The sequence below is a fragment of the Bacteroidales bacterium genome, assembly GCA_031275285.1.
Taxonomy (GTDB): Bacteria; Bacteroidota; Bacteroidia; order Bacteroidales; family UBA4181; genus JAIRLS01.
In genome coordinates, this window is record JAISOY010000137.1 from 17790 (window position 1) to 36223 (window position 18434).

The following is an 18434-nucleotide window of genomic DNA, read 5'->3' on the forward strand; positions in this document are numbered from 1 at the left end:
ATAATAATGAATAAAGTATTGGTAACAGGCGGTACCGGCTATATCGGGTCACATACTGTGGTGGAGCTGATCAATGACGGTTACGAAGTAGTGATTATCGATAATTTATCGAATTCCAGGATGGGTTCGCTGGATGGAATTGAAAAAATTACAGGTAAGCGGCCTGAATTTGAAAATATAGATCTTTGTGATAAGGGAAAGTTGGAATCGGTTTTGAAAAAACATGCCGGGATCGATGCAATTATTCACTTTGCAGCCTATAAAGCGGTTGGTGAATCGGTGGCGCAACCTTTAAAATATTACCACAATAACCTTGTTTCTTTGTTGAATATTCTGGAACTGATGCCTCAATATGGTATCGGGAATTTTGTATTTTCATCTTCCTGTACTGTCTATGGGCAACCGGAACATCTACCTGTTACGGAAAAGGCGCCTGTACAGGCAGCTACATCCCCTTACGGGAATACCAAGCAGATCTCGGAAGAGATCATCCATGATACAGTAGCCGTTTCTGATAAAATTAAAAGCATTGCTTTGCGTTATTTTAACCCCATAGGAGCACATCCTTCAGCATTGATCGGTGAATTACCCGTTGGTGTTCCCAGCAATCTGGTGCCTTTTATCACCCAGACAGCCATTGGGGTCCGGGAACAACTCAGTGTTTTTGGTGACGATTATAACACTCCTGACGGTTCCTGTATCAGGGACTATATCCATGTGGTAGACCTTGCAAAAGCGCATGTGATAGCTGTCAGAAGACTGATTGAGAATAAGAGCGGCGCCAAAATGGAAATGTTTAACCTGGGTACCGGAAAGGGTGTCTCGGTACTGGAGTTGATCCATACATTTGAGAAAGTGGCCGGGGTAAAATTAAATTATAAAATCGTAGACCGTCGTCCCGGTGATACCGAACAAGTCTGGGCAGATACGACTTACGCCAATAATGTTTTAGGCTGGAAAGCCCAGAGTACATTAGAGGATACATTGCTTTCGGCATGGAATTGGGAAAAATATTATAAAGAAAGCGGAGGTTGGAAATGAAACAGAAACCAATAGAAGTCAATCCCAATAATTATTGCGTGATCATGGCCGGTGGGGTAGGAAGCCGTTTCTGGCCGTTGAGCCGGATGAATAAGCCCAAACAATTCCTGGATATTTTAGGTGTAGGGAAAACGCTGATCCAGCAGACTTTTGACAGATTCAGCAATATCGTTCCCAGGGAAAATATTATTGTTGTTACCAATGAACTCTATAAGGATACCACCATTGAGTTGCTTGAGATCGATGAAAAGCAGGTGTTGCTTGAACCGATGCGTAAGAATACCGCTCCGTGTATTGCATATGCCAACTTCAGGATACTGAAAGAAAATCCTAATGCCAATATCATTGTCACTCCTTCTGATCATCTGGTGACCAATGAAATGGAATTTCTCCGTATTGCCCAGAAAGGGATCGATTTTATTGCTAAGAATGATGTTCTCCTGACTATCGGGATTAAACCGAGTCGTCCTGATACGGGATATGGTTATATCCAGATATCAAATGATGCCACTGAAATAAAATTACCCAGTACCTCACTGAAAAAAGTAAAAACATTTACGGAAAAACCAGAGTTGGAAATGGCCAAGATCTTTTTTGAAAGTGGTGAATTTTTCTGGAATTCCGGAATGTTTTTCTGGTCGTTACCATCTATCATGCAGGCATTTGACATACATATGTCAGGACTCAATACGCTTTTCCAGAATAAGATCGATTTATTGGGAACAGAGAAGGAGTTGGAAGCAGTCCGCGATATTTATGCCCAGAGTAAAAGCATATCCATCGACTATGCAATTATGGAAAAAGCAGACAATGTATATGTGTTGTGTGCAGACTTCGGATGGTCGGATATTGGAACATGGGGTTCTTTATATGCCAACCAGTCAAAAGATAAAAACCGGAATGCAGTGGTCGGGAACAATGTTTTTTTGTATGATACGAAAGATTGTGAAATAAATATTCATCCGCATAAACTGGCAGTTTTACAGGGGTTGGAGGATATGATTGTTGTTCAAACCGATGATGTGTTATTGGTCTGCAAAAAGGAGGATGAGCAGCGGATCAAGGATTTCGTTAATAATGTCAAAATGGAAAAGGGAGACACATATATTTAGCTGCTAATTATTCACATAATCGTTTATATCAAATATGGATAATCATTTAATACTATCTTTAAAAAAACAATTGATTGAAACATTGAACCTGGAGGATATCACCCCGGATGATATAGAAACCGATGCTCCTTTGTTTGGCGATGGTCTTGGACTTGATTCGATAGATGCGTTGGAGATCATTCTTTTGTTGGAAAAAAATTACGGAATACGTATTGAAAACCCAAGCGAAGGAAAAAGTATTTTTTATTCGGTAAAATCTTTGGCTGATTATATTGAGCAACATAAGAATTAAGTACCCTGTGCAGTTAAGCCATATTGAACAAGTTGATTACGTGTATTAAGTATGACATTAATTTATTGGGATTACTTAATACGCACAATAATGTAGTTGAAATATCGTTTCCAATACAAATCCGGTTAGCGTAGCGAGTAAATTGAGAGGTGTTTTTTTAATATTACTTTTTTCCTTTTTTTGTGTCGGCACTGAAGCCCAGCAGAAAAAAAAGGTATTAAATTACCAGCAACATGACGGGCGGGTCATTCATTTTGGATTTTGCCTGGGGTTGAATGTAATGGATTTTACTATTACTCATTCACAGGAAAATTATGAGACAGATTCTTTACTGAGCAATGTAACCAAACTTTCTCCTGGTTTTCATATCCAGGCAGTTTCAGCACTTAGGCTTACGGATAATCTGGAATTGCGGTTTTTGCCGGGAGTAGCTTTTGGGCAGCGGGAATTGATGTTTTACCGGAATGATGAGGCCTATGGCGATAAACAACGATTAGAATCCAGTTATATAGAGCTTCCGCTCTTACTTAAATACAAATCAAAAAGAGTCAATAATTACCGGGGCTTTTTAGTGGGAGGTATGAATCCTCGTTTTGACCTGGCCAAAAAATACCGTGAGGATGATGGAATATATATGGATATGAAATTAAACGACCTTTGCTATGAATTTGGAGGAGGCTTTGATTTTTATCTGCCGTATTTTAAATTATCCATTGAATTACGTGGTTCGTGGGGCATGTTCAATGTCCTTAAAGAGAGGACCACACCTCGTCCGGAATACCAGAACGCAGTACAGAAATTACGCTCCTCGGTATACCTGCTATCTATTTATATAGAATAAGGCATTATTGGAATGCTTTACTGACCATCATCAGGTCGGCTAAAGCAATTGCCGTTGCTGCTTCTATAACAGGAGGTATACGAAGTACAATACATGCATCATGACGTCCGGGAGTTTCAAGAATAGCCGGTTCTCCGGATTTTATATTGATGGTTTTTTGCGGGCGGGCAATAGAAGACGTTGGTTTTACCGCAACACGGAACACAATCGGATTTCCATTGGTAATTCCTCCATTGATTCCGCCGGCATGATTGGTTTTTGTCTGTCCCGAAGAATGAACAAAAGTGTCATTATGTTCGCTTCCATGCATGCGGGCTGCACCAAATCCTGATCCGAACTCTATTCCTTTGGTGGCGGGGATGGAAAATATCATATGAGAAATGATCGATTCAGTACTATCAAAAAACGGTTCTCCCCATCCGACCGGAACAGAATCGACCGTACATTCAATGATACCACCTACAGAATCCTGTTCATCGATGCATTTATCAATAATACCTTCCCAATTCTTACTTCCACCGATTTCCAGGATCTGGGACCTTATGATCACCGGAGTTAGTATTTTTTTTGCCAGGACTCCGGCTGTCACCAGTCCGGCTGTGATCCGTCCGGAAAAATGGCCGCTTCCGCGATAATCGGTATGTCCTTTGTATTTTACTCCGGCGACAAAATCGGCATGTCCGGGCCGTGGAATTTCGCTGAACAATGAATAATCTTTGGAACGGGTATCGGAATTCTCAATGATGATCAGAATAGGTGCCCCGGTAGTATATCCGTTAAAAACGCCACTCAATAATTTAGGTAGATCGGTTTCAATCCGGGGAGTTGTCCCTTTTCTTCCGCTGCGCCGCCTGCCGAGGTCATTTTCAAAATCAGACTCCGACAACGCAATTCCCGGAGGACACCCGTCGATACAAACTCCGGTACATGGGCCGTGAGATTCTCCAAAAATACTTACCCGAAATATCCTTCCGAAAGAATTCATGATATATGATATTGTAATAAATGCCAAAAATACACTTTTATTCAGAATTGGCAGAATATATTGAAGCCGGTATATTTGAGAAAAGACTTCTGGGTTGATGAAATACAAAAAAGGAGTTGAGAAATCAACTCCTTTTTTGTATAGATGATATTTAATTAAAAGCCGGGTTTTCCGGCAAAGTAGTCCAGACTTTATATTGGGACCCCATATTGATCACGGAGTCTTTCCACATTTCCTGGGATGGATTGATGATGTATTTTGAATTGATATTACCTACCAGCCAGGAATTATTTTCTAATTCGTCCTCCAACTGGCCTCCGCTCCAACCTGAATATCCTAGGAAAAAACGAATGTCCTCACGTTTCATGATGGACAATGAAAGAAGTTTCTTTATTACTTCAATATTACCGCCCCAATAAATACCATTCATTATTTCAATGGCATCAGGTATATGCTCCATGGTGTGCAGATAATGCAATGTATCTGTTTTTACGGATCCTCCGATGGATAATGCCGATTCCGGAGACGGAAAATCTTCCATCATATCACCTATCGTGATGTTCAGGGGTTTATTCAGTACAAAACCAATGGTACCCTCTTCGGAGTATTCCGTTAACAATACTACCGACCTTTTGAAACAACCATCCAGTAAAAATGGTTGCGATACCAATACTTTTCCTTTTTTCGGAAGAACATTGTTATAAGATAAATTCAGCCAGTCGATAATATTGTTCATAAGCATAATATTACCCGATTATACCAGCAAAATTTGTGCAAAAGTATATCTGCTTATTACAGGGTTTTTGCGTATTTTGCTTCAACTCCTTTCCAGTTAGCTACATTCCAGAAAGCCTGTATGTAATCGGGACGTTTATTCTGATATTTCAGGTAATAAGCATGTTCCCATACATCAATACAAAAAATGGGTGTTCCTTTTTCTTCGGCAATATCCATTAAAGGATTGTCTTGATTGGGCGTAGAGGTAATGGATAATTTCCCTTTGTTGGAAATAAGCCAGGCCCAACCCGATCCGAAACGTGTAGATGCCGCCTTAGCGAATTGTTCTTTAAATGCATCGAACGATCCAAAGTCCCGTTTGATAGCATCGGCCAGTTTTCCTGTCGGTTCACCACCTGCATTCGGAGCCATGGATTCCCAGAATAAGATATGGTTATAATAGCCACCGCCGTTATTGCGGACTGCCATTGGGTATTTCGAGATATTTTTGAATATATCTTCAATATTTGATGGAACAGAAGTGGTTAATGCCTGCAATGCATCGTTGAAATTTTTGGTATACGCCGCATGATGCCGGGAATAATGAATTTCCATTGTCATCGCATCAACATAAGGTTCCAATGCATTATAGGCATAGGGTAAGGCAGGTTGTGTGAAACTGGGTGCTTTGCCTTCTGCCGAAAGAGCAAAACAAATTAATACACATTGTACCGGTAAAGCATTGTTTCTACGAAAATGTTTTTTCATGACTTAAAATTTATTGTGTTAAAAATAATTATAATGTTGTATTTCCTATTCTTGTTTTGAACAGGTCATCTATTTAATCAGTTGTCAATAATCGTTCCAAATTTTGCATCAATTCATTTTTTGATACATTTTCATTAATGATTCCGTGATTGGCAATAGATATATTGCCGGTTTCTTCTGAAACAATTACTGCTAAAGCGTCTGTATTTTCTGTTATTCCCAATGCGGCACGGTGGCGTAATCCTAGATTAGCAGGTAAATTCCGGTTATCAGATACCGGGAGTATGCAACGTGCTGCTCTTATCTTCTCTTTGACAATAATCACGGCGCCATCATGTAAAGGACTGTTTTTGAAAAAGATATTTTCCAATAACCGGCTTGATGTATTTGCGTCCAGTACATCGCCGGTCTCCTCGTACATCTTAAGGGAAGTTGTACGTGTAATGACAATCAGTGCTCCTGTTTTTGATTCGCTCATATGGATACAAGCAAGAACAATGGATTTTATTTTGACATCCGTGTGTATGGGTTCGGAAGCGAAAAGCTTATCAAACCGGAATCGCCGGTTTCTGTATTTGGTGCCGAGGTTGGTCAGAAAACGGCGTATTTCGGGTTGGAATAAAACAACCAGTGCAACAGCCCCAACACTGAATACTTGCTGCAAAATAGCCCCGGTAAGTTCCATGTTCAGGGCCTTGACCAGTAACCAGAACAGGAAAATGCCGAAAATAGATATGAAAATATTAATGGCAACAGAGTCTTTAGTTAGCATATACAACTGATACAACAGATATGCGACAAATAATATATCTATTACATCTGTGATGCGGAGCGAAAGAAAAGATGACAACAGTACCATAAGGCTTATTGATCTGAAGATGCAAATGTAAGCCAAACACAATGAATTAACAAAAAATAATTTATATATTTGTACTCTTGTAAGTTATGTTAAATCCTGAATGTCAGTCCAGTGAAAAATATTATGATTGGATATCTAATGAAGCGCATCATGAAAACGTTTACGTACGCTTTTTTTATAATGCTGGTCATCGGATGTGGTATGTGGGGATGTGAAAAAGCTGCTTCCTATCCGGATACTCCTGAAATTCATTTTAAAGGACTGGAAGTAAAGATAGACGGAGCCGATCCGTTAGGGGAAAAAATAAAATCCGCTTATCTTTCCTTTTCTTTTATAGACGGAGATGGGGATTTAGGCGTTCGTGACGTGAATTCCCGTGATACTGTCAGCAAAATACATTATACATGGATGAAGAAACTAGACGACGGGACTTATGAACCGTATGTTTATGAAACGGGTATTACAACTGACGCAATAAGGATCCCATATGATGAGGATGTAATGAACAAGGATGAAGCACACAATAAATTCCTGAAGGGAACGATGGATATAAAATTAACCATTCCCTATGGTTCATCTATAGCCGGGATGGATACGATCCGTATCGAGTTTTTTATTGTTGACCGTGCTGATCACAAAAGTAATGTGGACATAACTCCTGATTTCAGTATTTTGGCAGATTCTGTAAAGGTCAGCCGGTAACATGTTACTTTTTCATGTTGGCAAAGTCCGATAAATACGAACAACGCCTTATAGCGTCTTTATAAAAATCCGTTTTTTTATACTTTTTAGTGAGTTGCTCAAAATAAGGGTTATTGGTAAAATAACTTCCGAAAGTATATTTTCCGTCCGCCCAGATATAAATGCTGCTTGAATTCATTTGATAGCAATGGGAAGCCATAAATAAGCATTTTGCTTTGAATTCTTTATCTTTTGAAAGATCACAAGCTTTGATGAAATAATCCCTGGCAAATTGGGTATGATAGTAATAAGAAGACTCACCGTTAGGAGTGGTTTCTTTCCAGAAATCTGCTTCATGTATGCTCCAATAATAATTGCTTAATTGCCATGAATTTCCATACCAGGACATTTGAAACAGACCGGTAGCATACTGGAAAAGATCATCGGGTGATGGTTTGCTATGCAGTATCCGGTCTTGTAGTTCAGCCATTTCATTTGCAAAACTTAGTTTGGAGCTGAATAGATCCTCATTGCCTGGTTCATGATCCTCTTTATATGAAATCGGAAGAGGAGAGAAAGGATGATGTGTCAGATGGAAAAAAGCAGAAGATCCTGATAGTTGTTCAAAATAGGTAGCTGCAATTTTGAATTCCAACAAACGCAAATGTTTGGTACCTAAAAGTTCAAGGATATCATCGCGGGTTAATCCACTCAAATGGAACAAAACGGAATCATATGCATTAATTGGGGGATGGGATAAATAATGATCTAACTGTGTGGCGGATGCATGTGTGTCCAGATAATCGAGTGCATCTATGTCAAATTCAGTATAGTTGTAATTGGCAAATGCTGAATGGGTTCCTGCAATTCCGATGCAAAATGCCGCTTTTACCGGTTGGCGGTTACGCAAATATATTTCAGGCAACTTTTCGGCAAAATAATGGGCAGCCATCCTGTCAAAAAAGTCATGGTTTTCTTCTATGACAACAGTGTCCTGCAAATGACTCAATATCCATTGTATCGATGGAAGTATATGGGCTTCTGTAATCGAATCAAGAGGTGAAGATTCCGTGTCTATCAACAAACGAATGGCCAGTAATTGTTCCGTTATTTTCGGTTCAGGTTGTTCTTGTTCGGCAATATCGATCAACAGGGTAGCCTGGTCATATTCTTTTGATAAATAAGCCATATAGGCAGCTGCAGCGTACCAGAGCGCCGGATGTTGTACCAATTTAATTCCTGCATAACGTACCGACAATTCTTTTAATGCTTCTGCATGTTGGAGGGCAGATGCTTTATCATCGGTATTCAGCCTGTCTTCGATTTTATTGATCTCACGTATCAATAAAGTTTCAATATAAGGAATTTGCGGACAAAACTGATGGACTTTTTCTAGCGGATCAAGGGTCGGTTGAAAGCAGGTAAAGCCTATCATGGCATGTCCTACAGCTTTTTCAAAATTGTTTTTACAGAATATAGAGATCCACGATGTATCCATTTCATGGATCATCCACCGGAAGGAGGTCATGGCAGCATGACTGTATCTCGGACACTTGTTGAATACCCTCGAATAACAATAGGCGGCTTCAGCTTTTGATTCGGTAGCACCGGCATAAAAGGCCAATGCCCATAACTTTGCCATGGCATTTGATTTTGTTTCGGGCATTATCATTTCCTGGTAATACCTGACACAATCTTCTTTATAGCCACAATAATAAGCCATCCGGACTATCTGAAATGCATATCTTAACCGGATGAATTCTGTTTTCGATGCTTTATAAAGCTGGATCCCGCGATGAAGCAACGAGTCCTGTATATTTGAATCAAATAGGGTATATTCCCAATCCTCGGAACGCTTCCCGGCTTGTTGCTCGCAGGCTTTTGCATATAACAGGTACTCCAATGCGCTCATGTTCCGTTGTAGTACGATCCGCCGCATCATTGAATTATCCAGCCATTTGCTATCTATTTTGGTCCATAAATGTTTTTTTGCTTTGTCGTAGATTTCTTTTAATCCGGTTAAAGGAACATCATAGATTAATTGTTCGACATCCTGGTCAGGCAATTTTCCACCCAGGTATTTTTTCCATTCCTCAATATTTTGTTCTTTATCGGATTCTTGATCTGCAGAAGTATCATAAAAATTAAAGTAGCTATAATAATAATTGTTCTTTTCAGGAATATCATTACGGAAATACATGGGATATTGCGCATCAGGTTCGGAAGACCAGACACAGGCGATCAGATATGCCATAGCAGACATCACCGAAATACTAATGAAACAAATCAGTAACTTTTTGTAGTTCATGAGATGTAAATTTTTGCAAAAATAGCGAATCAAGATGATACCATATTATATGACCGGAAATTTTCAACCTGGAGGCAATTATTTTTGCAGACTGGTATATTTCTTCGGATGTGGGCTCTTCCACGCGAATATGATCCCCTTTGATGATGGAAGCACCATACATGTAAAATGTGCTGTCGGAATAATATAGGTTTGGTGCTATCTCTTTAAAACAGGATAAGGACATGTCTTTTTTACTTAATCCGCGGATCAGGCCCCTGTATTGTTTATTCCTGAAACAAACCCCCCAGCTGAAAAGAGGAAATGCGATATCTATAGGAACCGGATATAACCCGGAATTTTGTATGTAATTTTTGACTTCCCGGATATCCAGGATAGAATTTTGACTGCCGTATTCCGTCAGATCTCCTACATTATAACACATTAAGACAGCTCTGTCGACAGGGGGGATTCCGGTACGTTTTTGGTATTTGAGCTGATGTAACCGTAATGTTGCCGATAAATGAATATTATCTGCAATGCAATATTGGCGCATGATATCCAATAGGCGAAAATACTTTTCCCGTGTGGGCTTATTCCAATCACAATCCATCTGTATTTCGGGAATATCGTCTATTGGTATATGGTGTACCTGATTGATGGAACTGATTCTTTTGTATATTTTTTCAGCCAATACGGGGATCTGATCATCCGTAGAAGTTTCCAATACCTGATTGGTGATAAAGATTACCGGAATGATCTTGATATTTATCGGTATACTGTCCTTAAATATGATGGTAGATTCGGGCTGGGGCACGCCTTTATCAATTACAACATCAAAATATCGGATATATAATCGTTTGATCTGTTGAATTTTCAATACTTGTAACTCCTCCTGATTCAAACGGAAAACGGTTTTCCAATAATAAAACGACTGCTGCAGGTTTGTTTCCTTTCTACATCCTGAAATGCTAACAAGTACAACAATCAGGATCAACCAGCAATGGATCCGAAAGATCAATTTTCTATCAATCCTGTATCTTAGATAATTAAGATATTTTTTCATCATACAAATGTACATGGTTTATGACAATATATATAACTATATACCGTTCATTTTAGAATTTCACGTATCTTTAGAAGGTCAAATATAAAAGTCTTGGAAAAAGGAGTAGTAGTAAAATCAACGGGGAGTTGGTATATCGTAAAAAAAGATGATAATGTCTTTGTTGAGGCTAAGTTGAAAGGGCGTCTCCGCATAGAAGGGATCAAAAGTACCAATCCGGTGGTGGTGGGTGATCGGGTAATTCTTGATTCCGGAAATCAGGGAGAGTGGTCCGTATCTGATATTGAACCGCGTAAGAATTATCTTATCCGTAGGGCTACCAATCTGTCCAAGCAATCTCATATTATTGCTGCAAATGTAGATGATGCTTTTTTAGTGATTACTTTCAGGATGCCCGAAACTCCTATGGAATTTATTGACCGGTTCCTGGTTTCCTCCGAAGCTTATCGGATACCTGTATGCCTGGTTTTCAATAAGATTGATCTTTATTCATCAAAGGAGTTAAAACAAATAGAACAAATTGAAGATATTTATCGTAAAATAGGATACCCGACCATAAAAACATCTGTAACGGATGGGACAGGCATTGACGAATTTAGCCAAATGTTAAAAGGAAAAGTATCTGTGATTTCAGGATTATCAGGAGTGGGAAAATCATCATTGATCAACAAAGTTGATCCTGCCTTATCTTTGAAAATAGGTGATATATCAGAATATCATCGTAGTGGTAAGCACACCACAACTTTTGCGGAGATGCTGGAATTAAAATCAGGAGGATATATTATTGATACACCGGGTATCAGGGGGTTTGGACTGGTGCATATCCGGAAAGAAGAGCTATATCACTTTTTCCCTGAGATATTCAAAGTTTCTTCAGCATGTTCTTTTCATAATTGCCTGCATGTGGGAGAACCGGGATGTGCGGTAATTCATGCAGTTGATGAAGGTGAAATCAGTGCGAGCCGTTATAATAGTTATGTGAATATGATGGAAGACCCGCAAAATAAATATCGTTGACCAGTAAGTTTTAAGATAGGAATGTTATAGAAAAATGAAACGACAAATTATCATACCTGTTGCTATCTCTCTGTTCTGTATTCTAATGGCAGGTTGTTATATCCGTTTTTCTTATGTAAACCAGTTAAATACCAAGAAAAAACTAGTAGAATCTTATATGTCTAATATCCGGTCGGAGTTAGACATCATCGGTATTAAATCCAGAGAGATACCTTTCGTTGTGAGGCCTTTGATTGGTGAATCAGGAACAGTTACTTTTGATCCGACCATACATTTCCGGATAGAAAATCAACTGGAAGAGTTTTGTCTTAATAATGAATATTTTGTTAAAAGTATTTCGGTCTATGATTATCGTGGAGACGTTTTTAATATTTCCCGGGATGACGAAGGTAAATTTATAAAAGACGTATATATATCAAAAGTGGTGTTGGATGTATTGCCGGAAACAAGTATCCTGATCAATCAGAATGTATATACACTTGTCCAACCTGTTTTTTCCAATGATGTTCTGGTCGGAAATGTTTCCATTCACCTGAATATGGATTCATTACAACATTTCATGTATGACCGGTACATCGATCAATCTGAAGCATGGCCGACGACAATTTTGGGACTGAACAATTATATTACTTTCCCGGTTGAAAATAATTGGTCATTATCCCATATGGACAGGATCATCGATGGGATGAGGGAAGATAAAAATGGTTGGATAACAGGAGAAATTGAAGGGACCGGTTTTTCAGGAAAAGTAATGTCATATTATCAGACACTGCCCTATTATGGCCATTTTTTTGGCGTGGTACTCAGCTGTAATATTTCTAAAATCACTTATGCGTCATTGACTTCCTTTCTGGTTATTTCTGTTTTACTTTTATTTTTAACGGTTACGCTTATTTCCGTTTTATCCCGGATTTTCCATGCCCATGAAAAAGAAAAGGACGAAAAAGACAGGATCATAACATTGTTACAGACAGCATATCAAAGTGTACCTGTTGGGCTAATTGTCAGTAAACAGAATAGATTCATTCTGACCAATCAATTTACATATGACATGCTATCTGATTATATAGGTCCGAATGATATAGGAAGATCTATGGATGAGTTAATGCTGCCATCCGGTTTTTTCGAAAGAGAAAGATTCCAAAAGTGGGACTTGTATTCTTTTGAAAAGAATGGTAACGAAGTGCATATCTGCAAAGATCAGATTGAGATCAATGTCAATAACACTAAATATATCATAGATGTATTTTGGGAAGTCACGGAAATTGAGAAAAACAGGAGAGAAGCCATACGTTCCGAAATCGCTAAATCTGAATTATTGAGTCGCATCAGTAATGATTTTAAAAGACCTATCGATAGGATTAAAGATGCTGTAGTCTTGTTAACTCAAAGATATCCGAAAGAATCAACTATTTCCTATATTGCAAATTCTGTTAATTCCCTGTCGGAGATAATTGTCGATGTACAGGATTTTGCTGATATCGAAGCGGGAAATATCCAACTTGAGGAAGTGCCATTCGATATAAGTGACGAAATTGAAAAGATAGTAGGTGAATTCCATCATGAAGCACAATATAAAAGTATTACGTTACAGACCCAGATCGCCTCATCAGCCGTTCGAAAAGTAATAGGAGATCCTCATCGGTTCAGGCAGATTCTGGGTCACTTATTGAGTAATGCAGTTAAGTTTACGGAAAGTGGGGAAGTGCGTATTTCTGTAGAGACAACCCGCCTTGTGGATAGAAAAGTATTGATAAAATGTTCAGTAGAAGATACCGGTCGGGGAATGACCAAAAAGCAACTTAAAAATTTATTTTCTATTGATCTTCGTGATAAAAAAGACGGAGAGTCTATCGGATTAGGCACTATCATCGTAAAAAAACTGGTTACGATTATGAGGGGTACCATACGTGTGGCCAGCCCTTCTCCGATTGCTTCACGCCCTGAAGCCCCGGGAACTCAGGTGCTGTTTACCATTCAGTGTTATCTGGAACAGGATTATGATAAGCAACTTGATTATTCTTCCATTGCTTCTCCTGAAAATTTGAATGTGCTTATCATAACATCTGATAGACAGAGTATTCAATACCAGGTCAATTATCTGAAAAGGAAAAAAATAAATCTGGATATTTTTATTTATAATACTGAAACAAGTCCTTTGTTGATCAATAAGTTAATTATAGATAAAAACAGATACCAAATAGTAATTATTGAAGCGTCCGATAGTAAAAAGAGTTTCTCCATAGCAAAGAAAATTTTTGAGAATGATCTTACAAAAAACTGTTTATATGTTTTAGTTGACACATATGAACAGCAGGGAAGTTATCTTAAAGCAAAATCATTACAAATAGACTATTATTTCGGTAAAAATGAAGAATTGAACGGATTTGAGAAGGTTTTGAAGGCTAATTTTCCGAAATTACTTCATTTACAGGATGAAGAGGATGAGTTAAGAAATGATATCCGGATACTGGTTGCTGAAAATAACTCGTTAAGTCAGACTGTAGCAAATATTGTGTTCCGAAAATTGGGATATAATGTTGATTTTGCAAAAAATGTACAGGAATTGGAGGCCTTTTTAAATGGGAATATCTATGATATTATTTTTGTTGATTTGAAATTTCCTCCGACAAACGGGTTCGACTTGGCCGATAAATTACGCAGTGAAGGCTATAAGTTCCCTATTGTTGCCATGACTTCAACGTTGACAAAGGATAACATCAAAGACATTGCGGATCATGGGATGGATGGATATATCCAAAAACCTATCGATGTACAGAACATCAGGCAAGTGTTATACAAATGGACCTCATAGGTCGGAATTATAAAAGTAAAGATGATAGACACACATACACATTTATACGACGAACAGTTTGATGCGGACCGTGAAACTGTAATTAACCGCGCCATCGATGAAGGAGTCGGTTATATGTTGCTACCCAATGTCGATCTCCAGACAGTCCGGCCCATGTTTGATTTGTGCCGCCGTTTTCCCGCAAACTGTTTTTCAATGGTCGGTATCCATCCTACATCTATAGGTCCGGACTTTGAACAAGACATTGATAAAATGTCCGGTTATCTGGATGATGAAAGTGTAGTGGCCGTGGGTGAGATAGGAATTGACCTGTATTGGGATAAACAGTATGCCGCGCAACAGGCAGAAGCCTTCCGAATTCAGGTCGGGTGGGCAAAAAAACGGAACCTGCCACTTTCCATTCATTGCCGTAAATCCTACAACGAAATCATCTCCATTCTGAAAAAAGAACAGGACGGATCTTTAAACGGTGTTTTTCATTGTTTTCCTGGAAACGAACGACAGGCTGATGAAGTGGTTGATCTCGGTTTCTCCCTGGGAATAGGTGGTGTGGTAACCTATAAGAATGCCGGAATGGCCAAAGTCGTACAACATGTCGATATTGACCATATTCTTACCGAAACCGATGCCCCTTATCTGCCGCCGGTACCATACAGGGGAAAACGAAATGAAAGTGCTTATATATCCGGGATAGTAAAAATGATTGCGCAATTAAAAAATATGTCATTTGAAGAGGTCGCTGCTGCCACACATCGTAATGCAGCAAGTATTTTTCCGGGAATCAACAGATGATAAATCAGGGAATATTGACAGAAGTGTTATCTTTTGGATTCTAGATACTTATGATATTGGAAGTGTTTTTTTGATTTCCTTTTCGAGAAAAAAATAACAATAACTTTGTAATAAAGTTATGATATTTAACAATTATTTGTAATTTGGCACTCTGAAATAAACCAATAATTATTTATGATACATCTGGATAAAAATTGGTGATAATTCAGAACGGAGAGGTGGCCGAGTGGTCGAAGGCGCACGCCTGGAAAGTGTGTGTACCTCAAAAGGGTACCAAGGGTTCGAATCCCTTTCTCTCCGCTAATTATTAGTTAAATTAAACCAAATTCGTTATAACCTAAATTGAATTTAAACCATGAAAAAATTAGTCTCATTTATCGTTGTTTGTGGGATGTTCCTTGTAAATGCATCCAGCTTGTTGGCACAAGAAGCAGCCGCATCAGGAGGTGGACTTTCGGAATTACATAATGTTCTGAAAGAAAAGTTTGTAGAAGGTGGTGTGACCTGGATGACTCCGATACTTATTGTATTGATACTGGGTTTGGCTATTGCCATCGAAAGGATCATTTACCTGAACCTGGCTACGACAAACACTGATAAATTGTTGAAAAGTGTGGAAGAAGCTTTGGAAACAGGCGGAGTTGAAGCAGCAAAAGAAGTTTGCCGTAATACAAGGGGTCCTGTAGCAAGCATTTTTTACCAGGGTTTGGAACGCTATGATGAAGGTGTGGATATGGTCGAAAAATCGATTGTATCTTATGGTGGTGTACAAATGGGTAAGCTGGAAAACGGTATGGTCTGGCTCCAGTTATTCATCGCGTTGTCTCCGTCATTAGGGTTCTTGGGAACAGTTATCGGGATGATCCAGGCATTCGACGATATCGCAGTTGCCGGTGATATTTCCCCGACTATTGTGGCTGATGGTATGAAAGTGGCCTTGTTAACTACCGTATTCGGTTTGATCGTAGCCATGATCCTTCAGGTATTCTATAACTATCTGCTTAGTAAGATCAGCAGTTTGGTGAATTCCATGGAAGATTCTTCCATTTCAATCATGGATATTTTGGTGAAATACAATGCTAAAAATTAATAATAGTTATGAGTGATTTTATTGTATCATTTGTTATTCCTTTGGCATATATTGCATTGGGAGTAGCTGCACTCGCAGCTATTGCATTCCCGGCGATTTATATGTTTCAGGATTTGAAAAAGGCAAGAACAGCGCTGATCGGCGTTTTGGCTATGGTCGTATTGTTCCTCGTTTGTTATGCAATTGCAGATGGAACCGCTAACGATAAAGCTACAGCCGGGGAGATGAAAATGATTGAAGCAAGTCTGTACACATTTTATGTGATGTTGCTTGTATCAATTGGGGCCATCATTTATGCATCTGTGTCTCGTTATTTTAAATAGAATTATATGGCAAATTTAAAGAAAACGCCTGGGATCAACGGGTCTTCTATGGCTGATATTTCTTTCATCCTGTTGATCTTCTTCCTGATGGTAACCACCATGGGAACGGATTTTGGATTGATCAGACAGTTGCCACCCATGACGGATCAAAAAAATGAAGATGAAATCAATAAACGGAACGTCTTTGTTGTTTCTGTAAACGCCAATGATAATTTGTTGGTAAAGGACCAGTATACTCAGGTTACCGAATTGCGTGAAATGGCAAAGGATTTCTTTAATGTTAACAATACCGGGGATGGTTATCCGGAAAAAATCCAGAAAGAGGTACCGTTATTGGGTACGGTAACTGTAAATAAAACAGCTGTTGTTTCATTACAGAATGACCGGGCTACATCTTATAAGATCTATATCCAGGTACAGAATGAATTGGCCGGTGCCATTCATGAATTGCGTAATGAATATAGTTTACAGAAATTCGGAAAGGAATTTGATGAATGTACTCAGGAAGAGCAGGATGCCATTTCTAAGAATGTGTATCCGATGGCTATTTCCGAGGCTGAACCTAAGGATGTTGGGGGCAAAAAAAAGTGAATTAAAAATACCAAGTTATGGCAAAATTTAAAAAAGATGTAGTAACCGAAACACCTGAAATCTCAACAACATCATTGCCGGATATTATCTTTATGCTGATCTTTTTCTTCATGGTGACCACTAGTATGCGTGAATCTACCATTATGGTGGAACAACGATTGCCTCATGCATCAGAAGTGAAAAAATTGGATAACAAATCATTGATCAGTTATGTCAATATGGGAGCGCCATTAAAGGCTTATCAGAATTTATTTGGTACCAATACCCGTATACAATTGAATGATAAGTTTGCTGGTGTGGATGACATTCAGGATTTTATTGCAAGTGAACGTGCGCAAAGAAGTGAAAATGACCAAAAACTAATGACCACTGCATTAAGGGTGGATGAAAAAGTAAAAATGGGTTTGGTCACGGATGTCAAACAAGCGCTTAGACGTGTCGGTGCTTTGAAAATCAGTTATCTGACAGTGAAAGGAAATCCGTTTTAATGATATTTAACGTATGATAAGAAAGCCATTGTACAACACGTTCAATGGCTTTCTTTTTTATGGGAAAAACATTAATTTTGCGGATAAAATAAATCAATTTAATATTATCGATAGATGGCGTCAGAAGATGTTTTTAAAAAGATCATAGCACATTGCAAAGAATATGGTTTTATTTTCCCATCCAGTGAAATATACGACGGGTTGGGAGCTGTATATGATTACGGACAGACAGGGGTGGAATTGAAAAATAATATCAAGAAATACTGGTGGGATTCAATGGTATTGCTCCATGATAACGTAGTCGGTATTGACTCTGCCATCTTCATGCATCCGACCATCTGGAAAGCTTCCGGTCATGTGGATGCTTTCAATGATCCACTCATCGATAATAAGGATTCTAAAAAGCGGTACCGTGCGGATGTGTTGCTAGAGGAACATATTCAAAAGATTGAAGATAAAATCCAAAAGGAAATCGATAAAGCAGCCAAACGGTTCGGAGATTCATTTGATGAAGCCATGTTCAGGCAAACCAATCAACGTATACTGGATTACCAGAAACAGGCAGACCAGGTCCGTGACCGGATGAATGCGGCATTGAACAGCGAAGATCTTCAGGAACTGAAGCAAATCATTATTGATTGTGAAATTGTAGATCCGATTTCCGGGACA

At 38.8% G+C, this 18434-nt stretch carries 19 protein-coding genes and 1 tRNA gene; 14 read left to right on the top strand and 6 right to left on the bottom strand.

Annotated elements, in window-relative coordinates:
* The first annotated feature begins 3 nt into the window (after positions 1-3).
* The 4 genes from galE (at position 4) to LBQ60_14015 (ending at position 3286) form a co-directional block, all read left to right on the top strand.
* Positions 4-1041 (top strand): UDP-glucose 4-epimerase GalE, encoded by a 1038-nt coding sequence (galE, locus tag LBQ60_14000; protein MDR2039032.1) that lies wholly within the window; start codon positions 4-6, stop codon positions 1039-1041.
* Entirely contained in the window at positions 1038-2153 is a 1116-nt protein-coding gene (locus LBQ60_14005; protein MDR2039033.1) for a mannose-1-phosphate guanylyltransferase, read from the top strand. Before galE ends, LBQ60_14005 begins: the two co-directional genes overlap by 4 nt.
* A gap of 34 nt (positions 2154-2187) precedes the next feature.
* A complete protein-coding gene (locus tag LBQ60_14010; protein MDR2039034.1) occupies positions 2188-2445 on the top strand; it encodes a phosphopantetheine-binding protein in 258 nt (85 codons plus the stop codon).
* 142 nt (positions 2446-2587) lie between these two features.
* Positions 2588-3286, top strand: a complete 699-nt coding sequence (locus LBQ60_14015) for a PorT family protein (GenBank protein MDR2039035.1) — start codon at positions 2588-2590, stop codon at positions 3284-3286.
* Positions 3287-3290: 4 nt separating this feature from the next.
* Here the strand turns inward: LBQ60_14015 and LBQ60_14020 are convergent, their stop codons facing one another.
* From LBQ60_14020 to cdaA, 4 genes are all read right to left on the bottom strand, one after another.
* Entirely contained in the window at positions 3291-4271 is a 981-nt protein-coding gene (locus tag LBQ60_14020) for a chorismate synthase (protein MDR2039036.1), read from the bottom strand.
* A 151-nt stretch (positions 4272-4422) separates the two neighbouring features.
* Positions 4423-5007, bottom strand: coding sequence for a YqgE/AlgH family protein (locus LBQ60_14025; protein MDR2039037.1), 585 nt, complete (start codon positions 5005-5007; stop codon positions 4423-4425).
* Between the two features lie 56 nt (positions 5008-5063).
* Positions 5064-5756, bottom strand: coding sequence for a superoxide dismutase (locus LBQ60_14030; protein ID MDR2039038.1), 693 nt, complete (start codon positions 5754-5756; stop codon positions 5064-5066).
* A gap of 73 nt (positions 5757-5829) precedes the next feature.
* The gene (cdaA, locus tag LBQ60_14035) at positions 5830-6615 is read right to left on the bottom strand and encodes a diadenylate cyclase CdaA (protein MDR2039039.1); all 786 of its coding nucleotides are present in this window, start codon (positions 6613-6615) and stop codon (positions 5830-5832) included.
* A gap of 150 nt (positions 6616-6765) precedes the next feature.
* Here cdaA and LBQ60_14040 point away from each other — a divergent pair, with 150 nt between their 5' ends.
* Positions 6766-7317 (top strand): hypothetical protein, encoded by a 552-nt coding sequence (locus LBQ60_14040; protein ID MDR2039040.1) that lies wholly within the window; start codon positions 6766-6768, stop codon positions 7315-7317.
* Between the two features lie 4 nt (positions 7318-7321).
* On the opposite strand, the gene LBQ60_14045 is transcribed toward LBQ60_14040, so the two are convergent.
* Both LBQ60_14045 and LBQ60_14050 read right to left on the bottom strand, forming a co-directional pair.
* A complete protein-coding gene (locus tag LBQ60_14045; protein ID MDR2039041.1) occupies positions 7322-9604 on the bottom strand; it encodes a hypothetical protein in 2283 nt (760 codons plus the stop codon).
* Complete coding sequence (locus LBQ60_14050; GenBank protein MDR2039042.1) at positions 9570-10652, bottom strand: hypothetical protein; 1083 nt, start codon at positions 10650-10652, stop codon at positions 9570-9572. Before LBQ60_14050 ends, LBQ60_14045 begins: the two co-directional genes overlap by 35 nt.
* A gap of 90 nt (positions 10653-10742) precedes the next feature.
* On the opposite strand from LBQ60_14050, the gene rsgA reads away from it, so the two are divergent.
* The 9 genes from rsgA to LBQ60_14095 all read left to right on the top strand — a co-directional run.
* Positions 10743-11666, top strand: a complete 924-nt coding sequence (gene rsgA / locus LBQ60_14055) for a ribosome small subunit-dependent GTPase A (GenBank protein MDR2039043.1) — start codon at positions 10743-10745, stop codon at positions 11664-11666.
* A gap of 34 nt (positions 11667-11700) precedes the next feature.
* On the top strand, positions 11701-14481 hold the full coding sequence (locus LBQ60_14060) for a response regulator (protein MDR2039044.1): 2781 nt from the start codon (positions 11701-11703) through the stop codon (positions 14479-14481).
* Between the two features lie 21 nt (positions 14482-14502).
* Positions 14503-15273 carry a TatD family hydrolase gene (locus LBQ60_14065; GenBank protein MDR2039045.1) on the top strand — a complete coding sequence of 257 codons (771 nt, stop codon included), beginning with the start codon at positions 14503-14505 and terminating at the stop codon, positions 15271-15273.
* Positions 15274-15485: 212 nt separating this feature from the next.
* Positions 15486-15573, top strand: a tRNA-Ser gene (locus tag LBQ60_14070).
* Positions 15574-15628: 55 nt separating this feature from the next.
* Positions 15629-16363 (top strand): MotA/TolQ/ExbB proton channel family protein, encoded by a 735-nt coding sequence (locus tag LBQ60_14075; GenBank protein MDR2039046.1) that lies wholly within the window; start codon positions 15629-15631, stop codon positions 16361-16363.
* An 8-nt stretch (positions 16364-16371) separates the two neighbouring features.
* Positions 16372-16686, top strand: coding sequence for a hypothetical protein (locus tag LBQ60_14080; protein ID MDR2039047.1), 315 nt, complete (start codon positions 16372-16374; stop codon positions 16684-16686).
* A gap of 6 nt (positions 16687-16692) precedes the next feature.
* On the top strand, positions 16693-17277 hold the full coding sequence (locus tag LBQ60_14085; protein MDR2039048.1) for a biopolymer transporter ExbD: 585 nt from the start codon (positions 16693-16695) through the stop codon (positions 17275-17277).
* Positions 17278-17294: 17 nt separating this feature from the next.
* Positions 17295-17765, top strand: a complete 471-nt coding sequence (locus LBQ60_14090; protein MDR2039049.1) for a biopolymer transporter ExbD — start codon at positions 17295-17297, stop codon at positions 17763-17765.
* A gap of 114 nt (positions 17766-17879) precedes the next feature.
* A partial coding sequence (locus LBQ60_14095) for a glycine--tRNA ligase (protein ID MDR2039050.1) occupies positions 17880-18434 on the top strand: 555 nt, incomplete at its 3' end.